Genomic DNA, 24,830 nt, shown 5'->3' on the forward strand with positions numbered 1-24,830 from the left:
GATATGTAAGATTTTCATGCACACACCCGATATGCAACATGTTGGATATAAGCATAGTCCCGTTTTTCACAGCTGTCAACCAACATTTTCAATCCAACATGTAGCATTCTGCAAAAAAACCTGTTATATGTATGATATAATCCAAATCGGAGAATGAGATGAAGGAAAATCAAAGCAAGATCGAATTAAAATCCCTCAACCAAGAGTGCTACGAACGAATAAAACAGGAAATCCTCATGGGACATATGGACTGGGGCCAACGCATCGACATCATCCAGATTGCAAGCAACTACGGTATCAGTCGTTCCCCCGTTGTAAAGGCCGTCGACAGGCTTTCGATGGAAGGCTTCATCGATATCCTTCCCAACAAAGGCAGTTTTGTAGCCAGACCATCCCTGCAGCGAATCAACGAGGTAACGGAAATACGGCTCATGCTGGAAACCTACAGCCTCAAGCTGTCGATGAAAAAAGAACGAAAAGAACTTCTCCAGGAGCTTCGGGAAAATCAAAAACTCGTTGCAGAGGAAGAAAACAAATTCGAAGATTTTCTCCTGTACGACCGCAATTTCCACCTTGTCATAGCCAGACACACCAATAATAGCCGTCTTCTCGAGCTCTTTGAGAACACACGAAATCAGGTGGAATTCTTCAGAATTCACACCTTCATACCGGCACAGGTGCGCCTCGCGATACGAAGGCATACGGAAATCATCGAAGCAATCACCGATAACAATCGGGAACGGGGAATCGAGATGCTTGAGATCCACCTAAAAGAAGTCTACAACGATTCGATTAATTCCTTTCACAGCGAAACGGGAAAAACCTGAAGCGCCTACATCTTCAACATCCGCCGCAGCAGCCCCAACCCCTTGTTATAGGGAGGATAACGCAGGGGAACATCGATGAGGTTGCTCTTCTCCAGCACACTTTTACTGTGGGAAAAGGTGCGGAAACTTGCCTCACCATGATATCCGCCCATACCGCTCTCCCCTACTCCCCCAAAAGGCAGGTAGGAGGTGGCAAGATGCACAATCGTGTCGTTTATACAGCCGCCGCCGAAGGAACAGCGCTCGGTGACAAGCTTCTTAATCTTCCGCGAACCGGTAAACAGATAAAGTGCAAGCGGTTTGGGCCGTTCGCTGACCCTGGCAAGGACATCTTCCAGACGATCGTAGACCAATATCGGCATAATGGGACCGAAAATCTCCTCCTGCATCACCGGATCATCCCAATCCACATCATCCAGAATCGTCGGAGCAATCTGTCTCGTCGACTCATTCACTCCGCCTCCGAATACAATCGACCCGCTTTTCATCAAGCCCCGCAATCGGGCAAAGTGCTTCTCATTGACGATCTTCGGATAGTCGGGATTCTGCTCCGGCTCCCTGCCAAAGAAATCTACGATCGAACGCCGAAGCTCCTCAAGCAGCGCCTCCTTCACTGTGCGGTGCACCAGGATATAATCAGGCGCCACACAGGTCTGGCCCGCATTCAAAAGCTTTCCCCAGACGATCCGCTTTGCCGCCAGGGCAATCTTCGCACTCTCATCCACGATGCAGGGGCTTTTTCCTCCAAGCTCAAGGGTAACAGGCGTCAGATGTTCGGCGGCAGATCGCATCACCGTCCGTCCCACCCCCACGCTGCCGGTAAAAAAGATATAATCAAAATGCTGCTCAAGAAGCGACTGGTTCACCTCCCGTCCACCCTCGACCACCGAAACAAGCCCCTCATCAAGGCTCTCCGCAAGGATCTTCCTGATCACCGCCGAGGTTCGAGGCGAGTAGTTTGAAGGCTTCACCACCGCCGCATTTCCCGCAGCAATGGCCCCTGCAAGGGGTGCAAGGGTAAGCTGAAAGGGATAGTTCCAGGGAGACATGATCAGAACCAGGCCATAGGGCTCCTGATACACCACACTCTTGGAAGGGAAATGCACAATCGAACTCTTCACCCGCCTCGGCCTCGACAAACGCCCGAGGTTCCGCACCATAAAGCCGATCTCCTCCAGCACCATGCCAACTTCCGTTGCATACGCCTCATAGGCGGATTTATTCAAATCCTCCCGCAGCGCCTCCAGCACCGCAGATTCGTTCGCCTCAATAGCCCTGCCCAGGCGCAGGAGTTGCCTTCGCCTAAAGGCCGGATCCTTCGTAACACCGCTTTCAAAAAAACGCCGCTGATCGGCAAGAACCCCACTCATATCACCCATGACTACGCTCCTTATATCCTTAACCATACGACGGTCCACACGGCTCGTACAAGCGCTTTTCCCTTTTTTCTCCTGGGCGTTGCCCGTGCACCTGAGTGCACGGGCCAGTCGACTCCGGGGTACGCTTCGCTCCCGTCCTCGGCTCCCCGCCTCGGACCGCCGACGCCCTCCGTCTCCTTAACGCGGGGATAGTGTTCCGAATCCTGGTGGTAAAAAAGAAGCACTTGTCCTTTGTCCGATGTATACCATACTATCACCTATGGGCATACGAAAAATAGCACAGATTGCGGGAGTTTCCGTATCGACAGTCTCCCGTGTTCTCAACGGAACAAAGCCGGTAAGCGACGATCTGAGAGAAAGAGTGGAGCAGGCAATCCAGGATGTCGGCTATGTTCCCGACTATGTTGCCCGAAGCATGGTGCTGAAAAAAAGCTTCACCGTCGGGGTCATCATGCCGAATACCTCAGAATTATATCACCAGGCAATATTTTACAGCATAGAAAAGGTACTTGATCAGTATGGCTATAAGGCCTTGCTGTGCCTGGTCAAAGACCCGGATGACGCACAGCATCAAAACAACGAATCAGGATATCTGGAAGTATTGGTAAAAAGCAGAACCGATGGGATCATCATGATGCATGAATCATCACGCCCGGAAATCTATTCACGTCTTCACGACAATACTATTCCGATGGTGCAATGCAATATCGATATTCGCAACATTGGCTATCCCCAGGTCAGAATCGACGACTTTGCGGCGGCCTATGACGGAACCTCCTATCTGCTCGGACTCGGCCACACGAACATCGGTGTCATCAGCACCGTTAGCTATTCGATGGCCGAAAAGCGGATCGGAGGATATCGCAAGGCACTTGCCGACCACGGTATCCAGTTCGACAAGCATCTTATTATCTACAGCGAAGACGGACCAGCATACACGCGAGTCTCCTTTGGCGCAGGAAAAGCAGCAATGCGTCAGTTGCTGGATACGACGAAGGGAGTCACGGCGGTTTTTGTGATGAGCGATGAAATGGCGGTAGGTGCTTTTCAAGCCGTACGCGAAGCAGGCTTATCAATACCCCATGACATATCGATCCTCGGATTCGATGGAATAGAACTCGGAGCATTTACCAATCCGCAGCTCACAAGCGTCGAACAGCCGATCGAGCGACTCGGAACCATTGCAGCAAACAAACTTATGACAATGATATCGGGCAATACAATCGAACAGGACGAAATTCTCAAGTATCAGTTACGGGTCCGTTCCTCATGTAGAAACATCTCCTAAACCGAATAATCCATGCCGACAAAAAATGACAAAAAACGGAGGAAGGAAAAACTTGACAGGAAAACGTTTTCCCAATACCCTTGTACCATAACTTTTGAGGAGGCATTATGAAAAAGATCGGAATGGCATGTTTAGCTTGCCTATTGACCGCTTCTGCGGTATGGGGCGCAGGCAGCCAAGAAGCACAATCGGAGAAAACACGACTTATCTTGTGGGACCAGTACTACCGAGGAGTCGAAAGTACGATTATGGATGGCCTCGTACAGGAATTCGAGGCCGAGAATCCCGATATTGATATTGTCAGAGAGACAAAAACCCTCGACGACCTGAAACTGGTGTTAAAGATGTCTGTCGAATCGGGGACCGGTCCCGACATCATGCAGCTCAATCAGGGCGAGGCCGACATGGGCGCATTCGTAAAAGCCGGCCTCATCGTCAACATGAACGAGACAGCCGCAAAAGAGCATTGGGAGGAGATCTTCTCCGAGGCTACGCTGAAAGCCATGGGATATCAGGGCGACTACTACGGTATCGCGACGACCGCAGAGGTTGTCGGATTTTTCTACAATAAAAAGCTGTTTAAGCAGCTTGGTTTCTCTATTCCCAAGACCTTCAAAGAGCTCGAAGATATCCTTGCCGCGACAAAAAAAGCGGGCTATACGCCGATTAATTTTGGAAACCTTGACGGATGGACCGGTATTCATGAATTCAGCGCGCTGCAGCATGTGTTTACGACAAGAACGGAGCTTGATGATATGATGAGCGGGAAGACCGGGAACTTCTGGACGGCCGATGCGAACCGCAAGGCTGCAACGAAACTACAGGAGTGGGTCAAGGCAGGCTACTTTACAAAAGATTTTTCAGGAATCGGCTATGACGACTCTGCAAATATGTTTTTCATGGGAGATTCCCTGTTTATGCTGACCGGCAACTGGTTAATGGGGGAGATGCTCGAAAATGCCCCCTTCGAGGTCGGCTTCTTCCTTTTTCCGGCCGATGATGCGGCCCATCTGAAAGCCATTGGCGGCCCCGGCATTCCCTTTGTCATATCAAGTAAGTCGGAACACCCTGAAGAGGCTACAAAATTCCTCAACTTCCTAGCCTCCAAGCAGACGGCGAAGGCATGGGCCGATCAAATGATGTTGCCGGCACAGACCGTATCGGCATCAGATTATCAGGACTCGCCACAACTATATCAGGATATTTTAAGAGCCTACAACGATATAAACAAAATCAACGGTATGGGCTATTACATAGATTGGATCACGCCTACCTTTTATGACACATGTGCAGCTGCCGTACAACAGCTGACCGCTCTTGAAATTACCCCGCAGAAGTTCGTGGAAAAATTGCAGGCTGATTACAACAGCTACTATCCGGCAAAATAACAATCGCAGTACAGGGCCCTATCTACTCTCTCGGGGCCCTCATATACCTACACAACGAGGAGCAGCATGAACAACGTTCTCATAGTCGGATCGGTATTCGTAGACATCATTTGTGAAGGACTTTCTGAGTACCCCAACAAAGGAGAAGAGCTCTATATAGATAGCATCATCACGTCTCCCGGAGGATCCGCTATTACCACCGTGATACTGAAAAACCTTAACATGAACGTATCACTGGCATCGGCAATAGGAACAGATTTCTTTGGGGCATACCTCATAGACTACCTCACGCAAATCGGGATCTCCGATAGACTTATACACCACGAGCCGACACAAGAAACCGGTGTAAGTATCTGCATTCCGAAAAACAATGACAGGAGTTTTATATCGAAAAAGGGACCGGAGCTTGCACGTTATCTTCCCCACATATTCGAAAAGCTCAAACCCGCAGATATAGAAGAATTTCGATTCTTACATGTCGACTTTCCCCAACTGCAGCATCCTACAATTCAACAATATATATCCGATCGCAGAGATTCTTTGATTATTACCTCGGATATCGGCTATGAAGAGGCATTGGCCTGGAAAAGCGACGACTTTAGTGCATTAAAAGAGGTATCATGGTTTTTTCCAAACGAACAAGAGGCTCGTTTAATCACAAACGAACAAGATCCGGCTGCCATGGTGCATCACTTACGCCGATACGTCCCACACCCGGTGGTGACGCTAGGCCCCAAAGGGGCAATGACGATAGACGAAAGCGAAACGATAATTCAGATTCCCGCACCGCAGGTAAAAGCGGTAAACCCCAGCGGCTCCGGTGACTCATTTACTGCAGGCCTATTGTACGGCCTGGCCCATGGTTTTTCGATTGCCGATACGATACGCTTTGCAAATATCGTGGGAGCAATGTCGACGGAAGATCTGCGATCCTGCAGTTCCGATCTGACTATCGAAGATGTACGAAAGCGATTTGATCTTGAAAAAGAACTTGAAAAAGAAACAGAGGAGGCACATACATGATCCTTGCCGTAATAGGGGCTGGAAGCCCGAGAACACCTTTATTAATACGCGGGCTGCTTTCCCGAAACATGAAGCTTGAACATCTGTATCTCTACGATAAAAAGCAGCAGAAACTAGAGCTCAATGCACGGGTAATAGAGGCGATCATTGCAGCATCGGGACAGGGGCTGAAGCTAACAATCGCATCCTCGTATCAGGAAGCCGTGGAGCAGGCCGATTTCGTCTTCTCGTCAATTCGTGTAGGAGGAGACGAAAGCAGGATTGCCGATGAAACGACAGCCCTAAAGTTCGGACAACTCCCGCAAGAAACCGTCGGAATCGGCGGATTCTCCATGGCCTACCGAACCATTCCCGTTGTTGTGGAGCAGGCAAACATCCTCCACCGCATAAACCCCAAGGCATGGATCATCAATTTTACCAACCCCTCGGGAATGATCACACAGGCCATCCTGGAAAATAGCAATCACAAAAAGGTGATCGGCATCTGCGATGCACCTATCATGATTGATAAATTCGTCGGAACGCTATACGGAGTGTCCAAGGATCATATCACGACACACTATACCGGGCTAAACCACCTCGGATGGGTTACCTCGGTAAAGGTAGACGGGAAAGGGGTAATGGAAGAACTTGTTCACGAACGATTAAAGGAGTTTGTCAAACAGGAACCATTTTATCAAGATCTGGTCGATCACATACAAACCTACCATATACTGCCGAACGAGTATCTCTACTATTATCTCTATCACGAAACCATAGCAAAAAAAATGGCCGGTGTAAAACAGACACGCGGACAGGTTATTCATACGCTGAATAAGCAGTACTATGAAGCACTATCGGTTCCAGGTACAAACCCTATCGATGTGTATAACCACTATATTCAACAGCGCGACGGATCGTACATGACACAGGAAACCGGGTATGCACGAAAAGAAGCACCACGCTTCGACATCCTTACCCACACGGGGTTGTGGGGATATGATGCGGTTGCATTCAACCTTGTCGAAGCCCTGGTTGATACAAACCAAGGCAAGCAGCTGATTGTGAATGTCGCAAACAGGGGTACCCTTCCCTATCTTACAGATAGCGATGTCATCGAAACTTCATGCCTATGCAAAAACGGCCAATGCCATGCAACGGAAACAACGACCGAACTACCCGCATGTGCCACCGATCTCATCAAGCAGGTCAAGAAATTCGAGCGGCTTACCATCGCCGCCGCAGGAAAGAGAGATCGGGAATCCCAAATCGCGGCCCTGGAAGAGAATCCCGTGGTCGCCAAGCATCTTGTTCCGCAGATCATTGACGACCTGAACAAGCGCTTTGCATCTATAGGAAGTGATGATGAGTGAACATAGATCCCTGTATGATTCACCCCTTCGCGGCTATCTCTATCTCCTCCCCGGATTTTTCATCTATTGCCTGTTTTTGTTTATTCCCGTGCTTCAGACCCTCCAGTTAAGCTTTTTCTCCTGGAACGGACTGCAGCCGAAAGTATGTGTGGGAATAAAAAATTTCCTAACACTTTTTTCCGATCCCATCTTTTACCGGTCGCTGGTAAACAATCTGGTATTAGTCATCTTTATCATGGTATTACCCACGCTCATCGGCCTGGTGCTGGCATCGATAATCGAACTTAATCGATACAAAATACGTAAACTCTTTGAAGTGGTTTTGTTCATGCCCTACATTCTTTCCCTCGTTGTTGTCGGAGTCATCTGGAGATGGATCTACAATCCCTCATTCGGCGTCATAAACACATTTCTGCGGGGCATAGGCCTTTCGGATATGACGAAAGCCTGGTTGGGCAACAGCGCTACCGCCCTTACAGCCGTCGGCATATCAGGAACCTGGGTATTCCACGGCTTTGCGATGGTCATCTTTTTGGCAGGGTACAGCAAAATCTCTCACTCCCTTTACGAGGCGATATCCATCGACGGAGGAAATACGCTGCATAAATTCTGGTATATCGCCCTTCCGTCGCTGAATCACGAAATTTCCGTTGTAACGATTTTTCTTTTTATCAACTCGCTTAAAACCTTCGATCTCGTTTATGTGATGACAAAAGGTGGGCCGGGATATGCAACCAATGTTATCTCCCTCTATGTTTTCAAAAACGCATTCCAATACAACCGGTACGGCTACGCCGCAGCACTTGCCGTGACACTTGCGCTCATCATCTACGGAATTTCTTTTGGCATGACCACATTACGAAGGAAGCACACCGATGAATAAACACCATAGAATTCCCGTCTCCCGCGTCATCTGTTTTCTGATCTTAGTACTTTTTTTAATCATTGCCTGTGCTCCGTTCTCATTAATCTGGAGTGCCGCATTCAAAACCAAAGCGGAACTGGTGCATAATGTATTCGGTCCTCCGCAGCAGATGCATTGGGAAAATATTGCGAAAACCTGGGAGCAAGGGCACTTCGGTATCTATTACAAAAACAGTGTTCTTGTCGTCATTCCCGTAGTGCTGTTTTCGATCATGCTGTCACTGACAAATGCATATGCCTTTGCCTATTTTCGCTTCCCCGGAAAAACCCTTCTGTGGGGCATCGTCCTCTTCGGTATGACCATCCCGATGGAAGTCGTGGTCATCCAACTCTATCACCACCTCAAGGGAATGGGCTTACTCAATACCCTTCCCGGCTTGATCCTCCCCCAAATTGCCATGGGCATTCCATTCGGAACCTTTTTCATGCGGGGAACCCTGAAAGAGATCCCAAAATCGCTCATCGAGGCTGCCGAAATCGACGGTGCAGGAACCTCGCAAGTGCTGTGGAAGATCATAACCCCAATGATAGGACCATCGGTCATCACGCTCATCGTATTCTTCTTTACCTGGACCTGGAATGAATTCCTTCTAACCCTGGTGATCATCAGCAAAGAAGCGCTCAGGACCCTGCCTGTCGGTATGGCCTTCTTCCAGGGCAAGTATGTCGGCAACACCCCCTTGATCGCCATGGGCGCAACCTTAATGACGGCCCCCATTATTCTGCTCTATATCTTCCTGCAACACTATGTAATCTCAGGAATAACAGCAGGGGCATTAAAAGAATAATCGAATTCTTTTCCTGGGCGTTGCCCGTGCACCTGAGTGCACGGGCCAGTCGACTCCGGGGTGCGCTTTCGCTCCCGTCCTCGGCTCCCCGCCTCGGACCGCCTGGCGGCGCCCTCCGTCTCCTTAACGCGGTGGTAGTGTTACGAATCCTGGTAGTTTCAGGCTCTCGTACTTTCGCGAATAACCAATTGTCCGGAAATTCGCGACTTCAGATAGCGATAATCGGCATCTGCAATACATTTAAGTATCTGGTCGACAGCCTGTATCCCTATCATGCTTTTGGGAACCCGCACGGTAGTAAGGGACGGCACATGTATCGCTGCAAAGGGAACATCGTCAAATCCGACAACAGAACAATCGCCGGGGATATCGTAGCCTGCCTCCAGCAGTGCCTTCATGGCACCAAGAGCGATAATATCATTATCGGCACATGCAAACCTCGGCAACTGAAAGGGCATGAGCCTCTTGATCGATTCATAGGCTCCAAGCAGGGTCGGTTCAAGTAAAAGCGTTTTTACCGATAGCCCCATTTCAGCAGCTGCCGAGAAGAGTGCATCACTTCGCTCCTGGAAATTGGCCGTCCAGGAACTACTTTTGAGATAGGCAATTTCCGCTTCATTGCAGAGGGAAAGGGCGCTCCGAACCCCCTCTTCATTGTCGATACCTACCGTACTGCAGACATGTCCCTTCATGTTGTTATCCAGAACAAGATAAGGAGCTTCAATCATGTCGAGAAGTGAATACTGCTCAGGCTGCAGTTCTGTCCCTAAAACGATCACCCCACAGAAAGAGGCCATATCAAGCTCTTGCAAGGCTTCTTCCAAGGCATGATCACAGGCGATCATGGTAACCCGGTATCCATGGACCTTGCATTCTTGTACGATGTATTCGAAGATCGATGCAACCGATCCCTGATTTTCCTCAACTAATTTGCAATGGTATCGGTACTTGAGAAACAAGATCGTTTTGCTCGTCTCAGTAGGATAACCATTGGCCTCCAGCAGCTCCCGGATAGCCTTACGTTTTTCCTCTCCGACTCCCGTTTTGTTGTTAAGTACCAAGGATACCGTTGCAGGGGAGACATGGGCGATCGATGCAATTTCCTTAAGCGTCTTTTTTTTCACTGCAATTCCTCTTTGGTCGGCAATGATTCATAGACGCCGATGCGCTGAGCACAGGTCATGGCGGCATCATGAGCCTTGGCTGCACTATCCAAAAGTCCGTGCCCCTTGATCATTTGGGCAATAAAGACTCCTGTAAAGAAATCAGACATACCCGACGGGTCAATAATCTTTCGCTCGGGACAAGGGTCGATAATATCCCAGGAATGGCTGGTAGCCACGATCGTTCCAAGATTTTCCATCTGAAAGACAATCGCCTGTTTTACCCGAGAAAGGAGGAGGGTCGTCGCAATCCTTGCCCCTTTCAGATTATCCACCGGGAATCCGCACAAAAGGCTTGCCGTGTTACAAGACAAAATTAAGAAATCGGGTTTTGTTGAAAACACGTTTTCGGGAATGTCGACCGTGGAAAAATTGATTGCCGTGGGAATACGATGACGTTCGGCCAATTCCAAAAGCGTAAGGGAAGGCTGTACGGTAGCCACTCCGAGATGAGCTCCTATAAAACCACACTGCTTAATCTGCTCTTCACAACTTGCAATATACTGGCTATTTAAAGTAAAGTTGGCACCGAGAAAGTCCAAATACATATTGGGCTCATCGGCACGGACGATGATAGTGGACAGTCCTGTTTTTTCGTTGGCTACCACCTGAACCAAGCTGTAATCGACCCCTTCTTCCCGAACGGTTTCGATGATGTCGCGGCCGAAGGCATCATCCCCGATTTTTCCCATCACGGCGGAAGGTATACCGCACCGGGAACAACCAAAACTTTGGGTGCACCCGTAGCCGCCGGCATGGGTCGACACTCGTTCCCCCATAATCTTGTTCCCAATGACTTGCCTACCAGCCTCCAGGACCATATCGATATTAAGTACACCAAAGAAAAGGGCTTCGGCCTTCATTTTTTAGGTCTCCCGGGGGATCAGAACCGGGGTAAGTAATGTGGATAACGATTCATCGACGGCCTGCCCCTCTATTTCCGCAAGAATCATCTTTGCCACGGCAACGCCGATCTGATATCCGGAAGGAGCAACGGAGGTTATCTGGGGTGATAAATTCTGGGCAAGAGAGGTATTACCGAAACTGACAAGATGCATCGGCTCGCCCCGATTTCTCAGATAGTTCAGGATACCCAAAGCCTGAAAATCGTTGACAGATATAAATGCGTGTCCCTGCCCGTGTATATCATATTTTCGACACATCCGCTCTGCATCCTTAGGATCGTCGGTAGTCAGCACCAAATGAAGCTTTGCAGGGCATTGGGCAATTAAAGCCTCATCCAGGTAGATGTTTCCGTTAAACAGCGAGGAAAAAAACCAGATATCGTTCGGCTGAAATTGAGCGAGATGCAAGAAAGCCGACTGGGCCAAGGCCTTCACATCGTATTGGACAAAGGAAACCTTTCCGACCGTCTCCTGCACCGTGTCCCCAATGATCAGACACGGAAAATTGGCATCACAAAGTTGTACCAACATGTTGTCCATAACATCAAGATGAAAAACAATGCTGCCGGCAATACCCATACTCCTGATATTCCTCAGGCATTGCCGTTCCACCTCGTCATTTTTCGTCGTATCGTTAAAGAGCATGCTATAGCCTGCTATGGTAGTCACATCATCTATGCCTTGGAGCATTTCGGCAAAAAAAAGGTTAGCGATGGTAGGAAGAGTAACGGCGATGATTTTCAGGTACTCCTGCCGTAATCCTCTGGCGACCTCATTTGAGTAGTACCCCAAATCCTGAATAGATTTTAGGACACGCTCTCGGGAAGCCTCCGTAACGTTTTGATTTCCGTTGATCACTCGCGATGCCGTTGCAATGCTTACCCCAGCGCGCGCCGCAACATCTTTGAGTGTAACCAAAAACATCCCCCCCTTTTGGGCCTATTGTAACCTACAACAAATATGAGATGCAATCAGAACGTATACATCTATAGCAGACCTTGAGGAAGCATTTCAGGTGCTGAAAGGCTTCCCATTCAGCACCCGATCATCAATTTTTAACGGCGGCGGACGAAACATATACCCTACGGGAATTTCGTCATCATGTATTTACCCAGTTTTGGGGTTCTTTTCCATTCAGAACATCGATGACGGCTTGTGCCGTACAGAGACTTACCGCAGTGTAGGTCTCAAAGGTTTCGGCCCCTGTATGGGGAGTACAAATAATCTTATCTACGGCAATAAGCCGGCTCTCCTTCGGCAGGGGCTCCGTCTCAAAAACATCAAGAGCAGCCCCACCGAGGTGCCCGGCCTCAATGGAATCGCACAATGCTTCGCTATCGACCAAAGCACCTCGCGCGGTATTAATGAAATAGGCCCCCTTTCGCATCTGGGCAAACGTATCCCTATTCATATAATGGCGGGTCTCCTTGGTACTAGGAATATGGATACTGACAATGTCGCTTTCCGCAAGAAGAGCCTTTTCATCCACAAGGGTAACGCCCAGCGCCGCTGCCGCCTCCCTGTTCGGAAACAGATCGCACGCAAGAATCCTCACCTCAAACCCCGACAATTTTTTTGCGACACGGCGGGCAATATCCCCAAAACCAAGCAAGCCAACGGTTTTCCCCTTTAGATCGTGTCCCACGGCCCGACTCCAAACCCCCTTGCTGAGATCAGCATTGAGGCGAATGGTATTCCTTGCCATGTCAAATATGTACCCAACGGCAAGCTCCGCCACTGCATTGGCGTTCATGCCGAGAGCGTTGGTTACCTTGATGCCTCGCTGCCGGGCCGCGGATAGATCGATATTATCTATTCCGACACCAAAGCGGGCTATAGCCTTGAGCCTCGGGGCAAGAGCGAAAATTTCCTCATCCCATCGATCCATTCCGATGATCGCAGCATCAATATCCGCCACCAGAGGACGTAGCTGCTCGAAAGAATAATAGGGCATGTCACTCTTATTGAGAACAACCGTATGTCCCGCTTTTTCAAGCATCTCCTTTGCAGGTGCACACAATTGCGCATAGTGAGATGCCGTTATCAGTATTTTCCCCATAATTTAGATATACTCCTTCATTCGATCGACCAATATGTGTAGAGCTGCATCGTCAAGCAGCAACGGCTTTGCCTCATCCACGGCAAAGGGAACTCCCCATTGCTTCCCATCCCGATATTTCGGGCAAAGGTGAATGTGCATGTGTTCGGAGGTGTCTCCAAGAATAAGAATGTTCACTTTATCCGGGCTCAAGGCCTTGGTGATAGCTAAAACGGAAGTATGAATATCTCCCATCAACGCCATGTACTGTTCACGTGAAAGCTCCGTTATTTTCCGTAGGTGTTCCTTGTAAGCGAAGATGCACCTTCCGCGGTGTGTTTGGTCACGATGCAGATAGAGCGTTCCCGTCGGAAAACTTGCGATCTCCCTGACAACTTTCTCCAGAGCCTCGTCCCTGTCACACCAGATGCATTGATCCACATCTTTCGTATCCATTACGCATTAATCCTGCGGCTCTTTCGCTCCGCCAGTTTACGTTTGATGATGGGGAAAAAGAGAGGATAGAATAAAGAAACGATTCCGATGATCAGCAGAACACAGGAAATGGGCCGCTGGAAAAATATCCATGCATTTCCATCGGACAGGGCCATCGCCCTTCGGTAATTGTTCTCGATTGTCGCGCCCAGGATCAGTCCCAGAATGATAGGAGGAATGGAAAATTCCATTTTGATGATGAAATATCCAAGGATACCGCAGATAATCATCAGGTAGACATCGTTAATGTTATGATTGATCGCGAAGGTTCCGACAAAGCAGAAAACGAAAATGATGGGAGTCATCAGGTGATTGGGAACATTGACAATCTTTGAGAAAAACTTGATACCGCTGAAGCCTATGATTGCCATGAAAACATTGGCAAAGAACAATCCCACGATGATGAGATAGACCTTTTCGGTTTGTTCGGTGAACAGTAACGGCCCAGGGCTTATACCCTGCATCATCAAGGCACCCAACATAATTGCGGTACAGGCATCACCGGGAATTCCCATGGTGAGAAGGGGAATCAAGGCCCCGCCGCTTATGGCATTGTTTGCGGCTTCCGGAGCTGCAATGCCGTCGGGAGCTCCGTCGCCGAACTTCTCGGGATGCTTGGACCAGCGCTTTGCCTCGTTGTAGCCGACCCAGGCGGCAATATCGCCACCTGTCCCCGGTATCGCACCTATCAAGGTACCGATAAGGCTGGAACGAACAAGAGACGGAAAAATTGTCTTGATATCCTGTCTGGATGGAAAGATCCGCTCTATCTTTGTCTTTTGTACCTCTTCCTTCTTTTTATTGAAGGTTTCTTCAACGGTAATAAGCCCCTGAGAAAATGCAAATAAACCAATGAGAACCGGAATAAAGGAGATGCCTCCCGAAAGATAGATCGTCCCAAAGGTCAATCGGAAATCTCCGGTAAAGCTGTCCATGCCGATCGTTGCAAGCAACAAACCAAGGATGGCTCCGATGATTCCCTTCAGCATACTCGTGCTGGATACACTGGTAACCACCGATAAGCCAAACACAGCCAGGGCAAAGTATTCCGGTGCACTGAACTTCAGAGCGACCTTTGCCAACAGGGGGGCCGTTATCAATAACATAACGGAAGAAAACATCCCCCCGAAGGTAGAGCCTGTAGTGGAAATAGAAAGGGCACGACCGGGCTGCTTGTATTTGATTGCCATGGGATTCCCATCAAGGCAGGTAGCAGCCGAATTCGCCGTTCCTGGAGTATTCAAGAGAATTGCGGTGACCGACCCCCCATAGATTGCCCCACAGAAAATCCCCAGCATCATCATGATGCCGTTTGAACCGGAAAGCGAGAGGGTAAGAGGAAGCATAATCGACATGCCCATAACAGAAGATAAGCCGGGCATGACACCGACCCAGACCCCACAGAGAGCCCCCGAAAATAACGACAAAAGGCTCGCCGGACTAATAACCGATGCTAAAGCTTGGAAGAAAGCGCTCATTGTTCTCCTCGATATAATTGGCTAATAGAAAAGCTTCCCTTTGGGCAAAACCAAGCCCAAAGCCACTGCGAATATGACATAAATGCTTATGGTGATTGCAAAGCTTGCAATGCAGATCTTTGGTATACTTCGCACGCCCATGATCCACATAACCAGTACAACAAAAAGCAATGACGAAGGTAGAAAGCCGATAAAATTAAGTCCAACACCGAAGAGAATCATCACGGCAAACAATTTAACGACCTGGCGAAAGCCCTTCGCCTTGAAATCAATCAGATGATCGGCAAGTTGTTTCCGTGTGAATATCGTCGTTACAGCAAGCAGCGTGGAGACGAAAATGAGCAAGACACCAAGAATTCTCGGCCAGAAGCCTGGTCCCGGGGTTCCATTTACAATTGGGTCAAATCCGCCGGAATAATGAATCACATAGATCCCGACACAGATGAGCAGTATCGCGGTTCCGATATTATATTTTTTCACGTACGTCACCTTGATGAGGAGTGAACGGCGGCGCAAAAAGGGCTACCGTTCACTCGTTTCGATTATTTGACAGAGATATCCTTGCAAAGCTTCGAATAGAGTTTCAGCTGATCGGCAAGGAAGGCCTTAGTCTCCGCCCCATCCATATTGATTGTCTGCATTCCCATGGTTTTCAGCGTTTTCTGGAATGCATCAGAATCGATTGCAGGCCGTAAAACGTTTCGCAGATATTCCACCTTTGCAGGATCTACATCGGCCTTGGCAGAAATAATGCAGAAGCCGGGCATGAAGAAATCGATATCTGCATAACTCTCTTTCATGGTGGGCACATCAGGGTAGGTGGAAAGCCGCTCTTCGGACATCGATGCAAGGAAACGGAGGTTCCCGGCTTGAACTTGCGATGCCGCATTGACGGTTTGGGCGATGGTTGCATTGATATGTCCGCCGACGATGGCGGTCACGCAGTCCGCACTCCCTCCATAGGATACCGTCTTGAACTTGACATCGAAAAACTGCTCGATGGCAAGGACCGCAAGCGAGGGAGCCGCACCCATTCCGGTTTCTCCAATAACAATCTCATTCGGATGAGCCTTTGCATATTCGATGAACTCTTCGAAGGTTGTATACGGCGCATCGGCAGCCGCAATCAGCACAAAGGGATCGATCAGGGCGCAGGCAATAGGCTCAAAGTCTTCTACGGAAATCTTGGTTCGCCCCAGGCAGTAGTTGATGACGAGGTCGGTGTTAAGCACGCCGAGGGTGTAACCGTCGGAGGGAGAGGTGACAACCTGGTTCAGTCCGATGAGGCCGGCACCTCCGGTAACATTGGAAACGGCAAAATTGGTACCGGAAGGAAGCGTTTCCTTCGCTGCATCAAGAACGCCACGAACGGACAGGTCCGTTCCACCGCCGGCAGAATACTGAACGATAACGTTGATGTTCTGATTCGGGTATTCCTTTTCTCCATTCGCGAAAACCTCGCCGGAGAACAGCAGGAATGTTACGATCAGGGCCAGGAAAACTCTTTTCTTCATATATTGCTCCTTTGTATCCCTTTCGGGAAAGAATTGCTGATTATTTCAGATCTCGAATGATCTTTCGCAGAAATGCGGCACTCTGCTTCATTCCAAGCGATGCGTCGGGAATATCCTGCGGATGCCATCGCCGCTCATATTCAAGCGACAACCAGCCGTTGTAACCTCGATCTTTAAGCATCTGCAGGATTGCTGGCCAGTCAAGGATTCCCTCTCCGACAATTCGGGTCACGACCTTCCGCTCCTCCTCCTGAGGGTGTGATACATCAGATGATGAGAAGGTGTGGTCATTTCCCCTGAAGACAAAATCCTTAACATGAACATACCAGCTCTTGTCGAATTGCAGAGGAATGGCCGTTTCGTATTCTTCGTTTCCGGTAAATGTCAGATTTGCCTGATCGTAGAGAATACCTACCGAAGGATGGTTAATAGCATAGGAAATATCAACACTTTCCCGGGCCGATACGGTCATGGTATTAAAGTGATTTTCCAGCACCAGAGAGACCCCATGCTTCTTGGCAATCTCCCCTAGGAAACGAAGACTTTCCACCAGACAGCCGCGCTTTTTCCCGTCTTCATCCCTTTCGTCCTGACCGAAGTTTCCACCATACAGGCGGATGTACTTGGCCCCCAGAATTTCTGCGTATGTGATAACCTTGCAAATGCCTTCGATTTCTTTTTCCCGGATACCCTCGTCAAGATCGTTGAACCGGGAAAAATAGGGAGTCAGACAGGGAATCTCAAGGGACAGATCTTTTGCAAGACGGGATAACTCCCGAAGCGTATCAGTGGATGTCTTTTCCTCCAGTGCACAGCGGTAACCATCCTGAACAATGATCTCGGCTCCGTCGAGTCCAATCTTCTTGAAGAGCCGAAGAGCATCCCCGAGTGAATACTCGGGGGTTCCCATCGTATGACCGGCAATCTTCATTCGCCTACTCCAGGTCGGGGAGGCCAGCGGCCTTGAGAATTTTATGCATCAGGAGATGAGTTTTAAAGGAATCCGCTGCATTGGTAAGCATCGTCTCTCCTGCTTCGAGGCAGGAGAAAAAGTGCTCGTCTTCGGCACGAAATCCCATCTTATCAGCGACCTGAGCCCAGCCCATGGCAAGAGGCGTCATGTCGGTGGTATGGCTCTCCTCATGGTCCACGACAGTTACGGTATCGGGACAGTTGACAAGGACGCTCTTGTTATGGCCGTGCATCTGGAATGTCTCCACCCATTGCCCGCTTGCGCGATCGGCGACAAGCATACCGACGGTACCGTTCGAAAAAGTCATTTGCGCCGTCGCAAGGGTTTCATAATAAGGGTCCGTAAATTTAGAAATTGCCTGGACATCCTCACACTCACCGCAAAAGTAGCGCAGGAGATCCACCATATGGATGGCATTCTCCAACGTTGCACGATATTCCGATGCCGGCCTATTTTTCTGGGCTATGATGACATCGGGAGACAAGGTTCCGTATACTTCCTTTGCCTTTCGATATACAGGAGCATAACGGCGGTTAAAACCGATCATCAAGGCCTTGCCGCTTTTTTCCGAGGCCTCAACCATTTCCTCCATTTCGGAAAGGCTGCATCCCATGGGTTTTTCGCTGAACACATCGAGGCCGGCGTTGAGTAACGCAAGCACATGCTCATGGTGACATTCCTTGGGAGAGAGGACAAAGGCACAATCGAGGCCAAGCTCAATCAGCTGTTCGATGTTTTCTACGGCATGGGAAATGCCGTACCTCTCTTTTGCGCTTTGGGCACTGGCAAGACGTTTTGCGATAACACCGACCAGTTCAACATTATCCATCTCCGAAAGAATCGGCAGATGGGCATTCTCTGCAATCGAGCCGCATCCCACCAGCCCGACTCTGAATTTCCTTTTCATGCGTTTCTCCATGTCTCCTTAGGATTTAGCCAAAAATCCGCCGTCCACGGCGATGGTGAATCCATTCACATAGTCCGAAGCCTCTGAGGCGAGGAAGATGGCAGCCCCTGCCAAGTCTTCCGGAACTCCCCAGCGCTCCATAGGAATCCTGGTATTTGTTTCCGCCATGCGCGAAGCCTCACCCCGCATGGGAGCAGTCATGTCGGTAACCATATATCCGGGAGCAATACAGTTGACATGAATACCGTAGGGAGCCCACTCATTGCACATATGCATGGTAATCATCCTGACCGCGGCCTTCGAAGCGGTATAGGGAATAACCTTGATGCCTCCCTGATACGAGGTCATGGAGCCTATGTTTATGATCTTCCCTCCATGTCCCTGTTTGACGAACTGCCGTGCCGCAGCCTGGCAAAGGAAAAACAAACCAGTCAGATTTACATTCAGGACATCCTGCCAATCCTTACGACTGACATCCAGCGCCATTGCTCTCCTTGTAATTCCGGCGGCGTTCACCAGCACATCAATTTTCCCAAAGGCCGACACCGCCTTATCAATGATAAGATCTGGACTTTCAGGAAGTGCTACATCGAGTCGAATATTGAGGTATTCACGCCCCAAAGCTTTTACTTTCTCACGAGTTCCCGAATCATCGCTTCGTCCAACACACACAATATTGGCCCCGGCTTCGGCAAGCCCCAATGCAATGCCCTGGCCGAGTCCTCTTGTGGCCCCGGTCACCACCGCGGTCTTCCCTTCCAAGCTAAATTTCTCACAAGCCTTCATTATAGTTCCTTAATCTTTGTGATTTATTTTTTCACGATATGTAATCGTTATCAAAAGTATGAAAATAGTATTAACATGGCTTTTGTGAGGTGTCAACAAAAAACAATTTTAATTTGTTTTACCCACTAATTACGCTCCTAATATAGCATTTTCACTTGACATCAACTTAATTTTGGATGATAAATTTAGTTATTCATGATATTTTATCGTTTTTAAGACAGAGACATACAGAAAAAGGAGCTATAAGAATGAAAAAGAAAATAGAAGGCATTGTTCCGGTAATGATCACACCCTTTACCGAAAACGACAGCATCGACTACGAAAGTCTGGAGGCTTTAATCGAATGGTACATCAGCCATGGGGCAGATGCCTTATTCGCCGTCTGCCAATCCAGTGAAATGCAATACCTCAGCCTTCAGGAAAAATCAGAACTCGCGAAATTCGTCGTCAGGACGGTAAAAGGGCGCGTTCCCGTCGTCACCTCGGGACACACAAGCGACGATCCCTATGGGCAACTCGAAGAATTAAAGGTGGCGGTTGATTCAGGCGCCGACGGTATCGTCCTGGTCTCAAACCACCTCGACCCCGGCCGCAAAGGAACAGATACCTTTATCGGCAACCTAAAATGGCTACTGGAACGGCTTCCTTCGGACTTGCCCCTGGGAATCTATGAGTGTCCGGCCCCCTACAGGCGCCTGATCTCCGATGAAGAACTCAAAGTCCTGGCCGATAGTGGGAGGTTCAGCTTCATGAAGGATGTCTCCTGTGATCTGCCAACCGTACAACGCCGTGTGGCCATCACAAAAAAGAGTGGCATGGCAATCCTCAATGCAAATGCGGCAATCGCCTGGGATGCAATGAAGGCAGGGTCCAGAGGATTCAACGGCGTCAGCACAAACTTTCATCCCGATCTATATAAATGGCTTTACTGCTCAAGCCAGGATCATCCGGCCCTTGCCCAGGAGCTTGCGACCTTTCTGGTCCTTGCCGCCTGCACCGAAGCATACGGCTACCCCGTACTGGCAAAGATGTACCACAAGCGTTTGGGAAATTTTAAGGCTATAGGGTCCAGAACCTTTCCTTATGACGTACATGAAAAGGTATGGGGAGTCGAAGCCATACTGGATAAACTCATTGAAGGTACCGAGGCTTACAGGAAGAAAATCGCTGACCTTGGATAGTGTTTCGAATATTGGTGATCTCTATCCCCTCTCGGGCATAGAGATCACCAGGATTCCTGACAGTAGAGACCATTCATTCTTCAAACTCAGTATTTCTACAACAAATCTGTAATTCTTCATTGGCATCATATTCCGCAAAAGAACGATTTATCATACACCAAAACCTTAATCTATTCGTCTATGCTTACCGTAGGGAGGATGAATGGGACACCGGCTTGAGCAGGTTTTTCGGGATCAGTACAGCGAAATGCTCCACTTCATTATTCGGCGTATCGATGATGCTGCAGAGGCGGAAGATATGCTTCAGGAAATTTTTTCCCGGGCGACGGAGCATATGAATGTTCTCGATCCCATCGAAAACCTGGTAGCTTGGCTATGGTGTTCCGTAAAAAATCGCGTGATCGACTACTATCGTGCCCGTGCTCTTCGTCGGAAGCGAGAGACAGAGCTTATCGTCGACGACGGCACCGACGGCTTTGACCTGCTGGCCGATCTAAAACTGCCGGGGGGTGAGCATGCGTACCTACGGAGGATTATTGCGGACACCCTTTATGAGAGTCTTGATGAACTGCCCGAGTCCCAACGAGAGGTTTTCATATTACAGGCGATAGAGGGACGCACCTTTGCAGAAATTGCCGAGCTTACCGGGGAGTCGATCAATACCCTTACCGCCCGTAAACGTTACGCCGTGAAGTTTTTACGACAAAGACTAAAGGAAATCAAGGAGCTCTTACATGAGGAAATGTGAGGCTTACTATGCAGGAGGAAAAAAGATGTTTTACCATAACAGAAAATTTCACCCATTAAGGATAGGGCTCTGGGTTATTCTGGGAATCGTTGCCACAGCGGCCTTTGCCCTTGTCCTCGGCCTTGTTGTCATGCTGCTTTGGAATTGGCTTATGCCCCCGCTTTTCGGTCTTTCCGTCATCGGCTATTGGCAGGCCTGGGGGCTGGTATTGCTAAGCCACATCTTATTCAAAGGGGGATTACATCACGCAGGCCATTATGACAAAGGCTCGTATCATGATCGGAATGACTGGAGAGAAAAGTTCAGACAGCGATTTGAGGACGCGGAACATGATCCTCAATAAGCTTTTCCTGCAGGGTTTGAACCTGAAGGCAGAAAAGGAGGTAACTGAAATTCTCAGCTGCCTCTCCCTTCGGGAAGGATCGATAGTGGCGGACATAGGTTCGGGCGGTGGCTTTTTTGCCGTCGAGTTCGCCAGAAAAATCGGCGACACCGGTAAGGTCTACGCAGTCGACATCAGCGGAAAAAATCTCCGCTTTTTGATGGACTATGCACGGGACAAAGGGATGGAATCCCGAATCATCGCGGTTCTCGGAGAAGAAAATAGCTGTCTCCTTCCGGCGGCATCCCAGGATTTGATCTTTTCGCACAATAGCTTTCATCACATTGCCAGACCTGAGCTTTATTTTCAATCTGCCAGCCGGGCCATGAAATCAGAAGGTCGCCTTGTGGTGATCGACCGGAATAAGGAGGCAAAGGGAGGACGACACTGGGGCCACTCATCATCACCGGAGGATATATGCAGTGCCATGGAAGCGGCAGGACTCTCTTTTGAAAGTTCGCAGGAAGTCCTCAAGGGAAAGTCATTCCAAATTTTCCGAAAGTCGGTTTGATTCGATAAGGTAAGTATTATGGAGGGGGCACGCCCCCCTCCATTAGTATGGGTTAAACTTCTGGATAACCTCCGCAGAAAATTTCGTACCACTATGCATACAAGATTCGATACCGTTGTTCTGCATTACCCCATACATGAATCCGGCAATAAAGGCATCACCCGCTCCCACGGTATTTATCACAGGCACATCCATAATACCGTGGGAATAAAAGGAGTTTCCATCATACGCCATGCTACCTTCCGGGCCAAAGGTAGCGATAATGCTTCGGGGTCCTAAGCCTTTCGTGTATATCAAAAAATCACGTACGAACGAATCCTTTTTCCCATACGAAAAAAAGGCATAATCTACAAATGGCAGGGTCGCGGTAAGGGTTTGTTCATTTTTCTGAACCGAATAGTCCATGATGATCTTACAACCGGATGCCTTAAGCTCAGGCATTAGATACAGCACATGACCGGTAAGATCCATATGCACATATTCATGTTTTTTTACAAACAGAATGTCTTCTCGCGTCGGAGTGTAGTCAGCCATAACACCGGGAATATTTTCCAAATGGACTCGATCATTTCCGTTCTTCAAGCCCATTTTAAAAATGGAAGTCGACCCCGAACGAATCTGTACATGATCGGTATTGATAGAAAAAGAGTTCAGCGTACCGATCATTTCCCTGCCGTATTCATCATCACCGACAACGGTAACGGCAGAAGTTGCGATCCCCCTCCGGGCAAGCTGAATTATACAGTCGATACCGTTTCCTGTAGCGTAGTGAAGCCCCAAATCTTCATATACGTCGATTGTAGAAAAGCCGAAGGCTGCAACTTTCATGACAAACACTCCTTGTACATTGTTTCTGCCTATTCTCCCTGGACTTGAATGAAAAGCCTCCGCTTCTGCGGACCGTCGAATTCGGCAAAATAGATATCCTGCGCAAATCCACACTGGATAACGCCATCTTTAATGGGCAGAACAGCATGATTACCGCACAACATTGATTTTAGATGCCCCGGTGCATTCCCCCCGGTGGCACCGTAACTAGGCAGAAAATGAGAGTGCGCATAGGAATGTTCGGTTGGTATCAAACGCTCCAAAGTCTCCTCGATATCGATAGCCAGGCAGTCAAGTCGCTCATTGACCATGATACCTGAGGTAGTATGTGAAGTAATGACAAAAACAACGCCGTTTTGTATACCGGTATCTCTGACAAAATCACGAACTTTATCTGTAACAGGGATAAGCTGAAACTCTTTATCCGTTAAGTATTCTACTTCTGTTATTTTTACCATATTCCTACCCTTCTATTCCTAAAAATGTCATTGCATTTTCACCCAATATGTCCTTTAAGGTTTCCGGACGCCAATTAAGCGATTCTATTCCACGCTTTATCCTGGCAGTTCGGAATCGGGGATTATTCGAACCAAAGAGAACCTTGCGACTTATATTATTTTCTATCCAAAGTGGTCCCATATGATGCCGCATGAGATGGTCAAAAAAGTCTTCAGGGGAATCCATATACAACAACGCCGTATCGGTATACACATTTGGATATTTCAAAACGATTGCGACCGTTTCATATATCCAGGGCCAGCCAAAATGGGCAAGGCAGAAACGCAGATCCGGATATTTGATGGCAAGCTCTTCGAAATACAAGGGATGAGAATATTTCATGGGAGTCTTGGGTTCCCACGACATACCGGCATGAAATAAAATCGGCTTATTGTAGTACAAACATTTTTGATAGATATCATCCATGATCGGATCCTGCGGATAGAATCCCTGCTTGGATGGATGTAATTTCAGCCCCATGAGGTGTAGTTCCTCAAAAGCCTTTTCAACGATTTCGACGGCATTTTTCCGGAAAGGATCAACACTTGCAAAACCGTAAAAAAGGTCGGGAGCACTATCGACCAAGCCTCTGATCTCCTCATTTGTAATAACACAGCCCCCCATTTGCGTCGTCAAATCCAGCGGCAGCAAAACAAGTCTATCGACACCGGCAAATTGCATCTGTTTTCTCGTTAGTTCAACAGGAAAAGGTGACATGAGATCCCACCCCATTGCTTTCTTCCGAAAATCAACGTCATCCTTATTCTCACATACGTTTTCGTAAAAACCTGGATGTACATGAATATCAATAACCATAGCAATCTCCTCATGGTTGTAAGAACGTGTTTATCCTTTGACGGCTCCGGCTGTTAATCCCTGTACAATATATTTTTGCATAAAGATGAAAACAAAAAGAACAGGGAGGACAACCATACAGCCAAAGGCCATCGACCGGCACCATTCAATCCCATACCGTCCTACGGTATTATAAATTCCCGTGGTAACCGGCCACTTTGTTGAATCGGTTACATAGGTCAAACTATAGATCATATCGCTGTAGCCAAAGAGAAAAGAAAAAACGAAAGAAACGACAACACCCGATGAACTCATTGGCAGAATAACCCGCAAAAAGGATTGTATCGAACTACATCCGTCTATCCTTGCTGCTTCATCAATCTCTTTCGGTATGCTTAAAAAGTATGTTCGCATCATGAGAATGCAGAAGGGGATACCGAGGGTACAGGTTGCCAGGATAGGAGCAAAAAGCGTGTTATAAATTCCAATTTTTTTAAAGATGATAAAATTGGGGACCAAGGTTGAGATTTGTGGTAACATCTGAGAGATAAGAAAAAGAAAGATAATAATCCGTTTCCCCTTGATACGAAATCGAGCAAGGCCGTAGGCCGCCAAGATAGCTAGTGTTGCAGAAATAACCATGCACGTTCCTGCGATGA

At 48.5% G+C, this 24,830-nt stretch carries 28 protein-coding genes; 11 read left to right on the forward strand and 17 right to left on the reverse strand.

Going from position 1 to position 24,830, the window contains the following annotated elements; all coding sequences use genetic code 11:
• Nucleotides 1-158 precede the first annotated feature (158 nt).
• Nucleotides 159-827, forward strand: coding sequence for a GntR family transcriptional regulator (locus F459_RS0114620; RefSeq protein ID WP_020613462.1), 669 nt, complete (start codon nt 159-161; stop codon nt 825-827).
• A gap of 5 nt (nt 828-832) precedes the next feature.
• Here the strand turns inward: F459_RS0114620 and F459_RS0114625 are convergent, their stop codons facing one another.
• Together F459_RS0114625 and F459_RS23975 are read right to left on the reverse strand one after the other, a co-directional pair.
• Nucleotides 833-2,206: an aldehyde dehydrogenase gene (locus tag F459_RS0114625; RefSeq protein ID WP_020613463.1), complete on the reverse strand. Its 1,374-nt coding sequence runs from the start codon at nt 2,204-2,206 to the stop codon at nt 833-835.
• Nucleotides 2,207-2,217: 11 nt separating this feature from the next.
• Complete coding sequence (locus tag F459_RS23975; protein WP_154651699.1) at nt 2,218-2,463, reverse strand: hypothetical protein; 246 nt, start codon at nt 2,461-2,463, stop codon at nt 2,218-2,220.
• A 2-nt stretch (nt 2,464-2,465) separates the two neighbouring features.
• On the opposite strand from F459_RS23975, the gene F459_RS0114630 reads away from it, so the two are divergent.
• From F459_RS0114630 to F459_RS0114655, 6 genes are all read left to right on the forward strand, one after another.
• The gene (locus F459_RS0114630; protein ID WP_154651700.1) at nt 2,466-3,494 is read left to right on the forward strand and encodes a LacI family DNA-binding transcriptional regulator; all 1,029 of its coding nucleotides are present in this window, start codon (nt 2,466-2,468) and stop codon (nt 3,492-3,494) included.
• Between the two features lie 107 nt (nt 3,495-3,601).
• Nucleotides 3,602-4,882: an extracellular solute-binding protein gene (locus tag F459_RS0114635; protein ID WP_020613465.1), complete on the forward strand. Its 1,281-nt coding sequence runs from the start codon at nt 3,602-3,604 to the stop codon at nt 4,880-4,882.
• Nucleotides 4,883-4,948: 66 nt separating this feature from the next.
• A complete protein-coding gene (locus F459_RS0114640; RefSeq protein ID WP_020613466.1) occupies nt 4,949-5,905 on the forward strand; it encodes a carbohydrate kinase family protein in 957 nt (318 codons plus the stop codon).
• Nucleotides 5,902-7,257 carry a family 4 glycosyl hydrolase gene (locus tag F459_RS0114645; protein WP_020613467.1) on the forward strand — a complete coding sequence of 452 codons (1,356 nt, stop codon included), beginning with the start codon at nt 5,902-5,904 and terminating at the stop codon, nt 7,255-7,257. The genes F459_RS0114640 and F459_RS0114645 overlap by 4 nt, the downstream gene beginning before the upstream one ends.
• The gene (locus F459_RS0114650; RefSeq protein WP_020613468.1) at nt 7,250-8,140 is read left to right on the forward strand and encodes a carbohydrate ABC transporter permease; all 891 of its coding nucleotides are present in this window, start codon (nt 7,250-7,252) and stop codon (nt 8,138-8,140) included. Before F459_RS0114645 ends, F459_RS0114650 begins: the two co-directional genes overlap by 8 nt.
• Complete coding sequence (locus F459_RS0114655; protein WP_020613469.1) at nt 8,133-8,969, forward strand: carbohydrate ABC transporter permease; 837 nt, start codon at nt 8,133-8,135, stop codon at nt 8,967-8,969. Before F459_RS0114650 ends, F459_RS0114655 begins: the two co-directional genes overlap by 8 nt.
• 158 nt (nt 8,970-9,127) lie before the next feature.
• Here F459_RS0114655 and F459_RS0114660 read toward each other — a convergent pair whose 3' ends face one another.
• From F459_RS0114660 to F459_RS0114710, 11 genes are all read right to left on the reverse strand, one after another.
• Complete coding sequence (locus F459_RS0114660) at nt 9,128-10,093, reverse strand: LacI family DNA-binding transcriptional regulator (protein WP_020613470.1); 966 nt, start codon at nt 10,091-10,093, stop codon at nt 9,128-9,130.
• Complete coding sequence (locus tag F459_RS0114665) at nt 10,090-10,995, reverse strand: PfkB family carbohydrate kinase (protein ID WP_020613471.1); 906 nt, start codon at nt 10,993-10,995, stop codon at nt 10,090-10,092. Before F459_RS0114665 ends, F459_RS0114660 begins: the two co-directional genes overlap by 4 nt.
• A gap of 3 nt (nt 10,996-10,998) precedes the next feature.
• Nucleotides 10,999-11,961, reverse strand: a complete 963-nt coding sequence (locus F459_RS0114670) for a LacI family DNA-binding transcriptional regulator (RefSeq protein ID WP_020613472.1) — start codon at nt 11,959-11,961, stop codon at nt 10,999-11,001.
• Nucleotides 11,962-12,136: 175 nt separating this feature from the next.
• Nucleotides 12,137-13,096: a phosphoglycerate dehydrogenase gene (locus tag F459_RS0114675; RefSeq protein WP_020613473.1), complete on the reverse strand. Its 960-nt coding sequence runs from the start codon at nt 13,094-13,096 to the stop codon at nt 12,137-12,139.
• A 3-nt stretch (nt 13,097-13,099) separates the two neighbouring features.
• Nucleotides 13,100-13,531: an HIT family protein gene (locus F459_RS0114680; RefSeq protein ID WP_020613474.1), complete on the reverse strand. Its 432-nt coding sequence runs from the start codon at nt 13,529-13,531 to the stop codon at nt 13,100-13,102.
• The gene (locus tag F459_RS0114685) at nt 13,531-15,048 is read right to left on the reverse strand and encodes a tripartite tricarboxylate transporter permease (protein ID WP_026295046.1); all 1,518 of its coding nucleotides are present in this window, start codon (nt 15,046-15,048) and stop codon (nt 13,531-13,533) included. The genes F459_RS0114680 and F459_RS0114685 overlap by 1 nt, the downstream gene beginning before the upstream one ends.
• 21 nt (nt 15,049-15,069) lie before the next feature.
• Nucleotides 15,070-15,528 carry a tripartite tricarboxylate transporter TctB family protein gene (locus F459_RS0114690; RefSeq protein ID WP_013253375.1) on the reverse strand — a complete coding sequence of 153 codons (459 nt, stop codon included), beginning with the start codon at nt 15,526-15,528 and terminating at the stop codon, nt 15,070-15,072.
• Between the two features lie 62 nt (nt 15,529-15,590).
• Nucleotides 15,591-16,562: a tripartite tricarboxylate transporter substrate binding protein gene (locus F459_RS0114695; RefSeq protein ID WP_020613477.1), complete on the reverse strand. Its 972-nt coding sequence runs from the start codon at nt 16,560-16,562 to the stop codon at nt 15,591-15,593.
• Nucleotides 16,563-16,602: 40 nt separating this feature from the next.
• Nucleotides 16,603-17,493, reverse strand: coding sequence for a sugar phosphate isomerase/epimerase family protein (locus tag F459_RS0114700; protein ID WP_020613478.1), 891 nt, complete (start codon nt 17,491-17,493; stop codon nt 16,603-16,605).
• A gap of 4 nt (nt 17,494-17,497) precedes the next feature.
• On the reverse strand, nt 17,498-18,442 hold the full coding sequence (locus F459_RS0114705; RefSeq protein WP_026295047.1) for a Gfo/Idh/MocA family protein: 945 nt from the start codon (nt 18,440-18,442) through the stop codon (nt 17,498-17,500).
• An 18-nt stretch (nt 18,443-18,460) separates the two neighbouring features.
• A complete protein-coding gene (locus tag F459_RS0114710) occupies nt 18,461-19,204 on the reverse strand; it encodes a glucose 1-dehydrogenase (RefSeq protein ID WP_281167848.1) in 744 nt (247 codons plus the stop codon).
• Between the two features lie 272 nt (nt 19,205-19,476).
• On the opposite strand from F459_RS0114710, the gene F459_RS0114715 reads away from it, so the two are divergent.
• The 4 genes from F459_RS0114715 (at nt 19,477) to F459_RS0114730 (ending at nt 22,050) form a co-directional block, all read left to right on the forward strand.
• A complete protein-coding gene (locus F459_RS0114715; RefSeq protein ID WP_020613481.1) occupies nt 19,477-20,409 on the forward strand; it encodes a dihydrodipicolinate synthase family protein in 933 nt (310 codons plus the stop codon).
• 202 nt (nt 20,410-20,611) lie between these two features.
• Complete coding sequence (locus F459_RS0114720) at nt 20,612-21,157, forward strand: RNA polymerase sigma factor (RefSeq protein ID WP_020613482.1); 546 nt, start codon at nt 20,612-20,614, stop codon at nt 21,155-21,157.
• A complete protein-coding gene (locus F459_RS0114725; RefSeq protein ID WP_020613483.1) occupies nt 21,144-21,500 on the forward strand; it encodes a hypothetical protein in 357 nt (118 codons plus the stop codon). The genes F459_RS0114720 and F459_RS0114725 overlap by 14 nt, the downstream gene beginning before the upstream one ends.
• Nucleotides 21,487-22,050, forward strand: coding sequence for a class I SAM-dependent methyltransferase (locus F459_RS0114730; RefSeq protein ID WP_020613484.1), 564 nt, complete (start codon nt 21,487-21,489; stop codon nt 22,048-22,050). Before F459_RS0114725 ends, F459_RS0114730 begins: the two co-directional genes overlap by 14 nt.
• Nucleotides 22,051-22,092: 42 nt before the next feature.
• Here the strand turns inward: F459_RS0114730 and F459_RS0114735 are convergent, their stop codons facing one another.
• From F459_RS0114735 to F459_RS0114750, 4 genes are read right to left on the reverse strand one after another with little or no spacing between them, the layout of a single operon-like run.
• The gene (locus tag F459_RS0114735) at nt 22,093-22,878 is read right to left on the reverse strand and encodes a PfkB family carbohydrate kinase (protein WP_020613485.1); all 786 of its coding nucleotides are present in this window, start codon (nt 22,876-22,878) and stop codon (nt 22,093-22,095) included.
• A 29-nt stretch (nt 22,879-22,907) separates the two neighbouring features.
• On the reverse strand, nt 22,908-23,336 hold the full coding sequence (locus F459_RS0114740) for a secondary thiamine-phosphate synthase enzyme YjbQ (RefSeq protein WP_020613486.1): 429 nt from the start codon (nt 23,334-23,336) through the stop codon (nt 22,908-22,910).
• A gap of 4 nt (nt 23,337-23,340) precedes the next feature.
• Complete coding sequence (locus tag F459_RS0114745; protein WP_020613487.1) at nt 23,341-24,192, reverse strand: amidohydrolase family protein; 852 nt, start codon at nt 24,190-24,192, stop codon at nt 23,341-23,343.
• A gap of 30 nt (nt 24,193-24,222) precedes the next feature.
• The gene (locus F459_RS0114750) at nt 24,223-24,813 is read right to left on the reverse strand and encodes a carbohydrate ABC transporter permease (RefSeq protein WP_211214014.1); all 591 of its coding nucleotides are present in this window, start codon (nt 24,811-24,813) and stop codon (nt 24,223-24,225) included.
• Nucleotides 24,814-24,830 lie beyond the last annotated feature (17 nt).

The sequence above is a fragment of the Sediminispirochaeta bajacaliforniensis DSM 16054 genome, assembly GCF_000378205.1.
GTDB classification, from domain to species: Bacteria; Spirochaetota; Spirochaetia; order DSM-16054; family Sediminispirochaetaceae; genus Sediminispirochaeta; species Sediminispirochaeta bajacaliforniensis.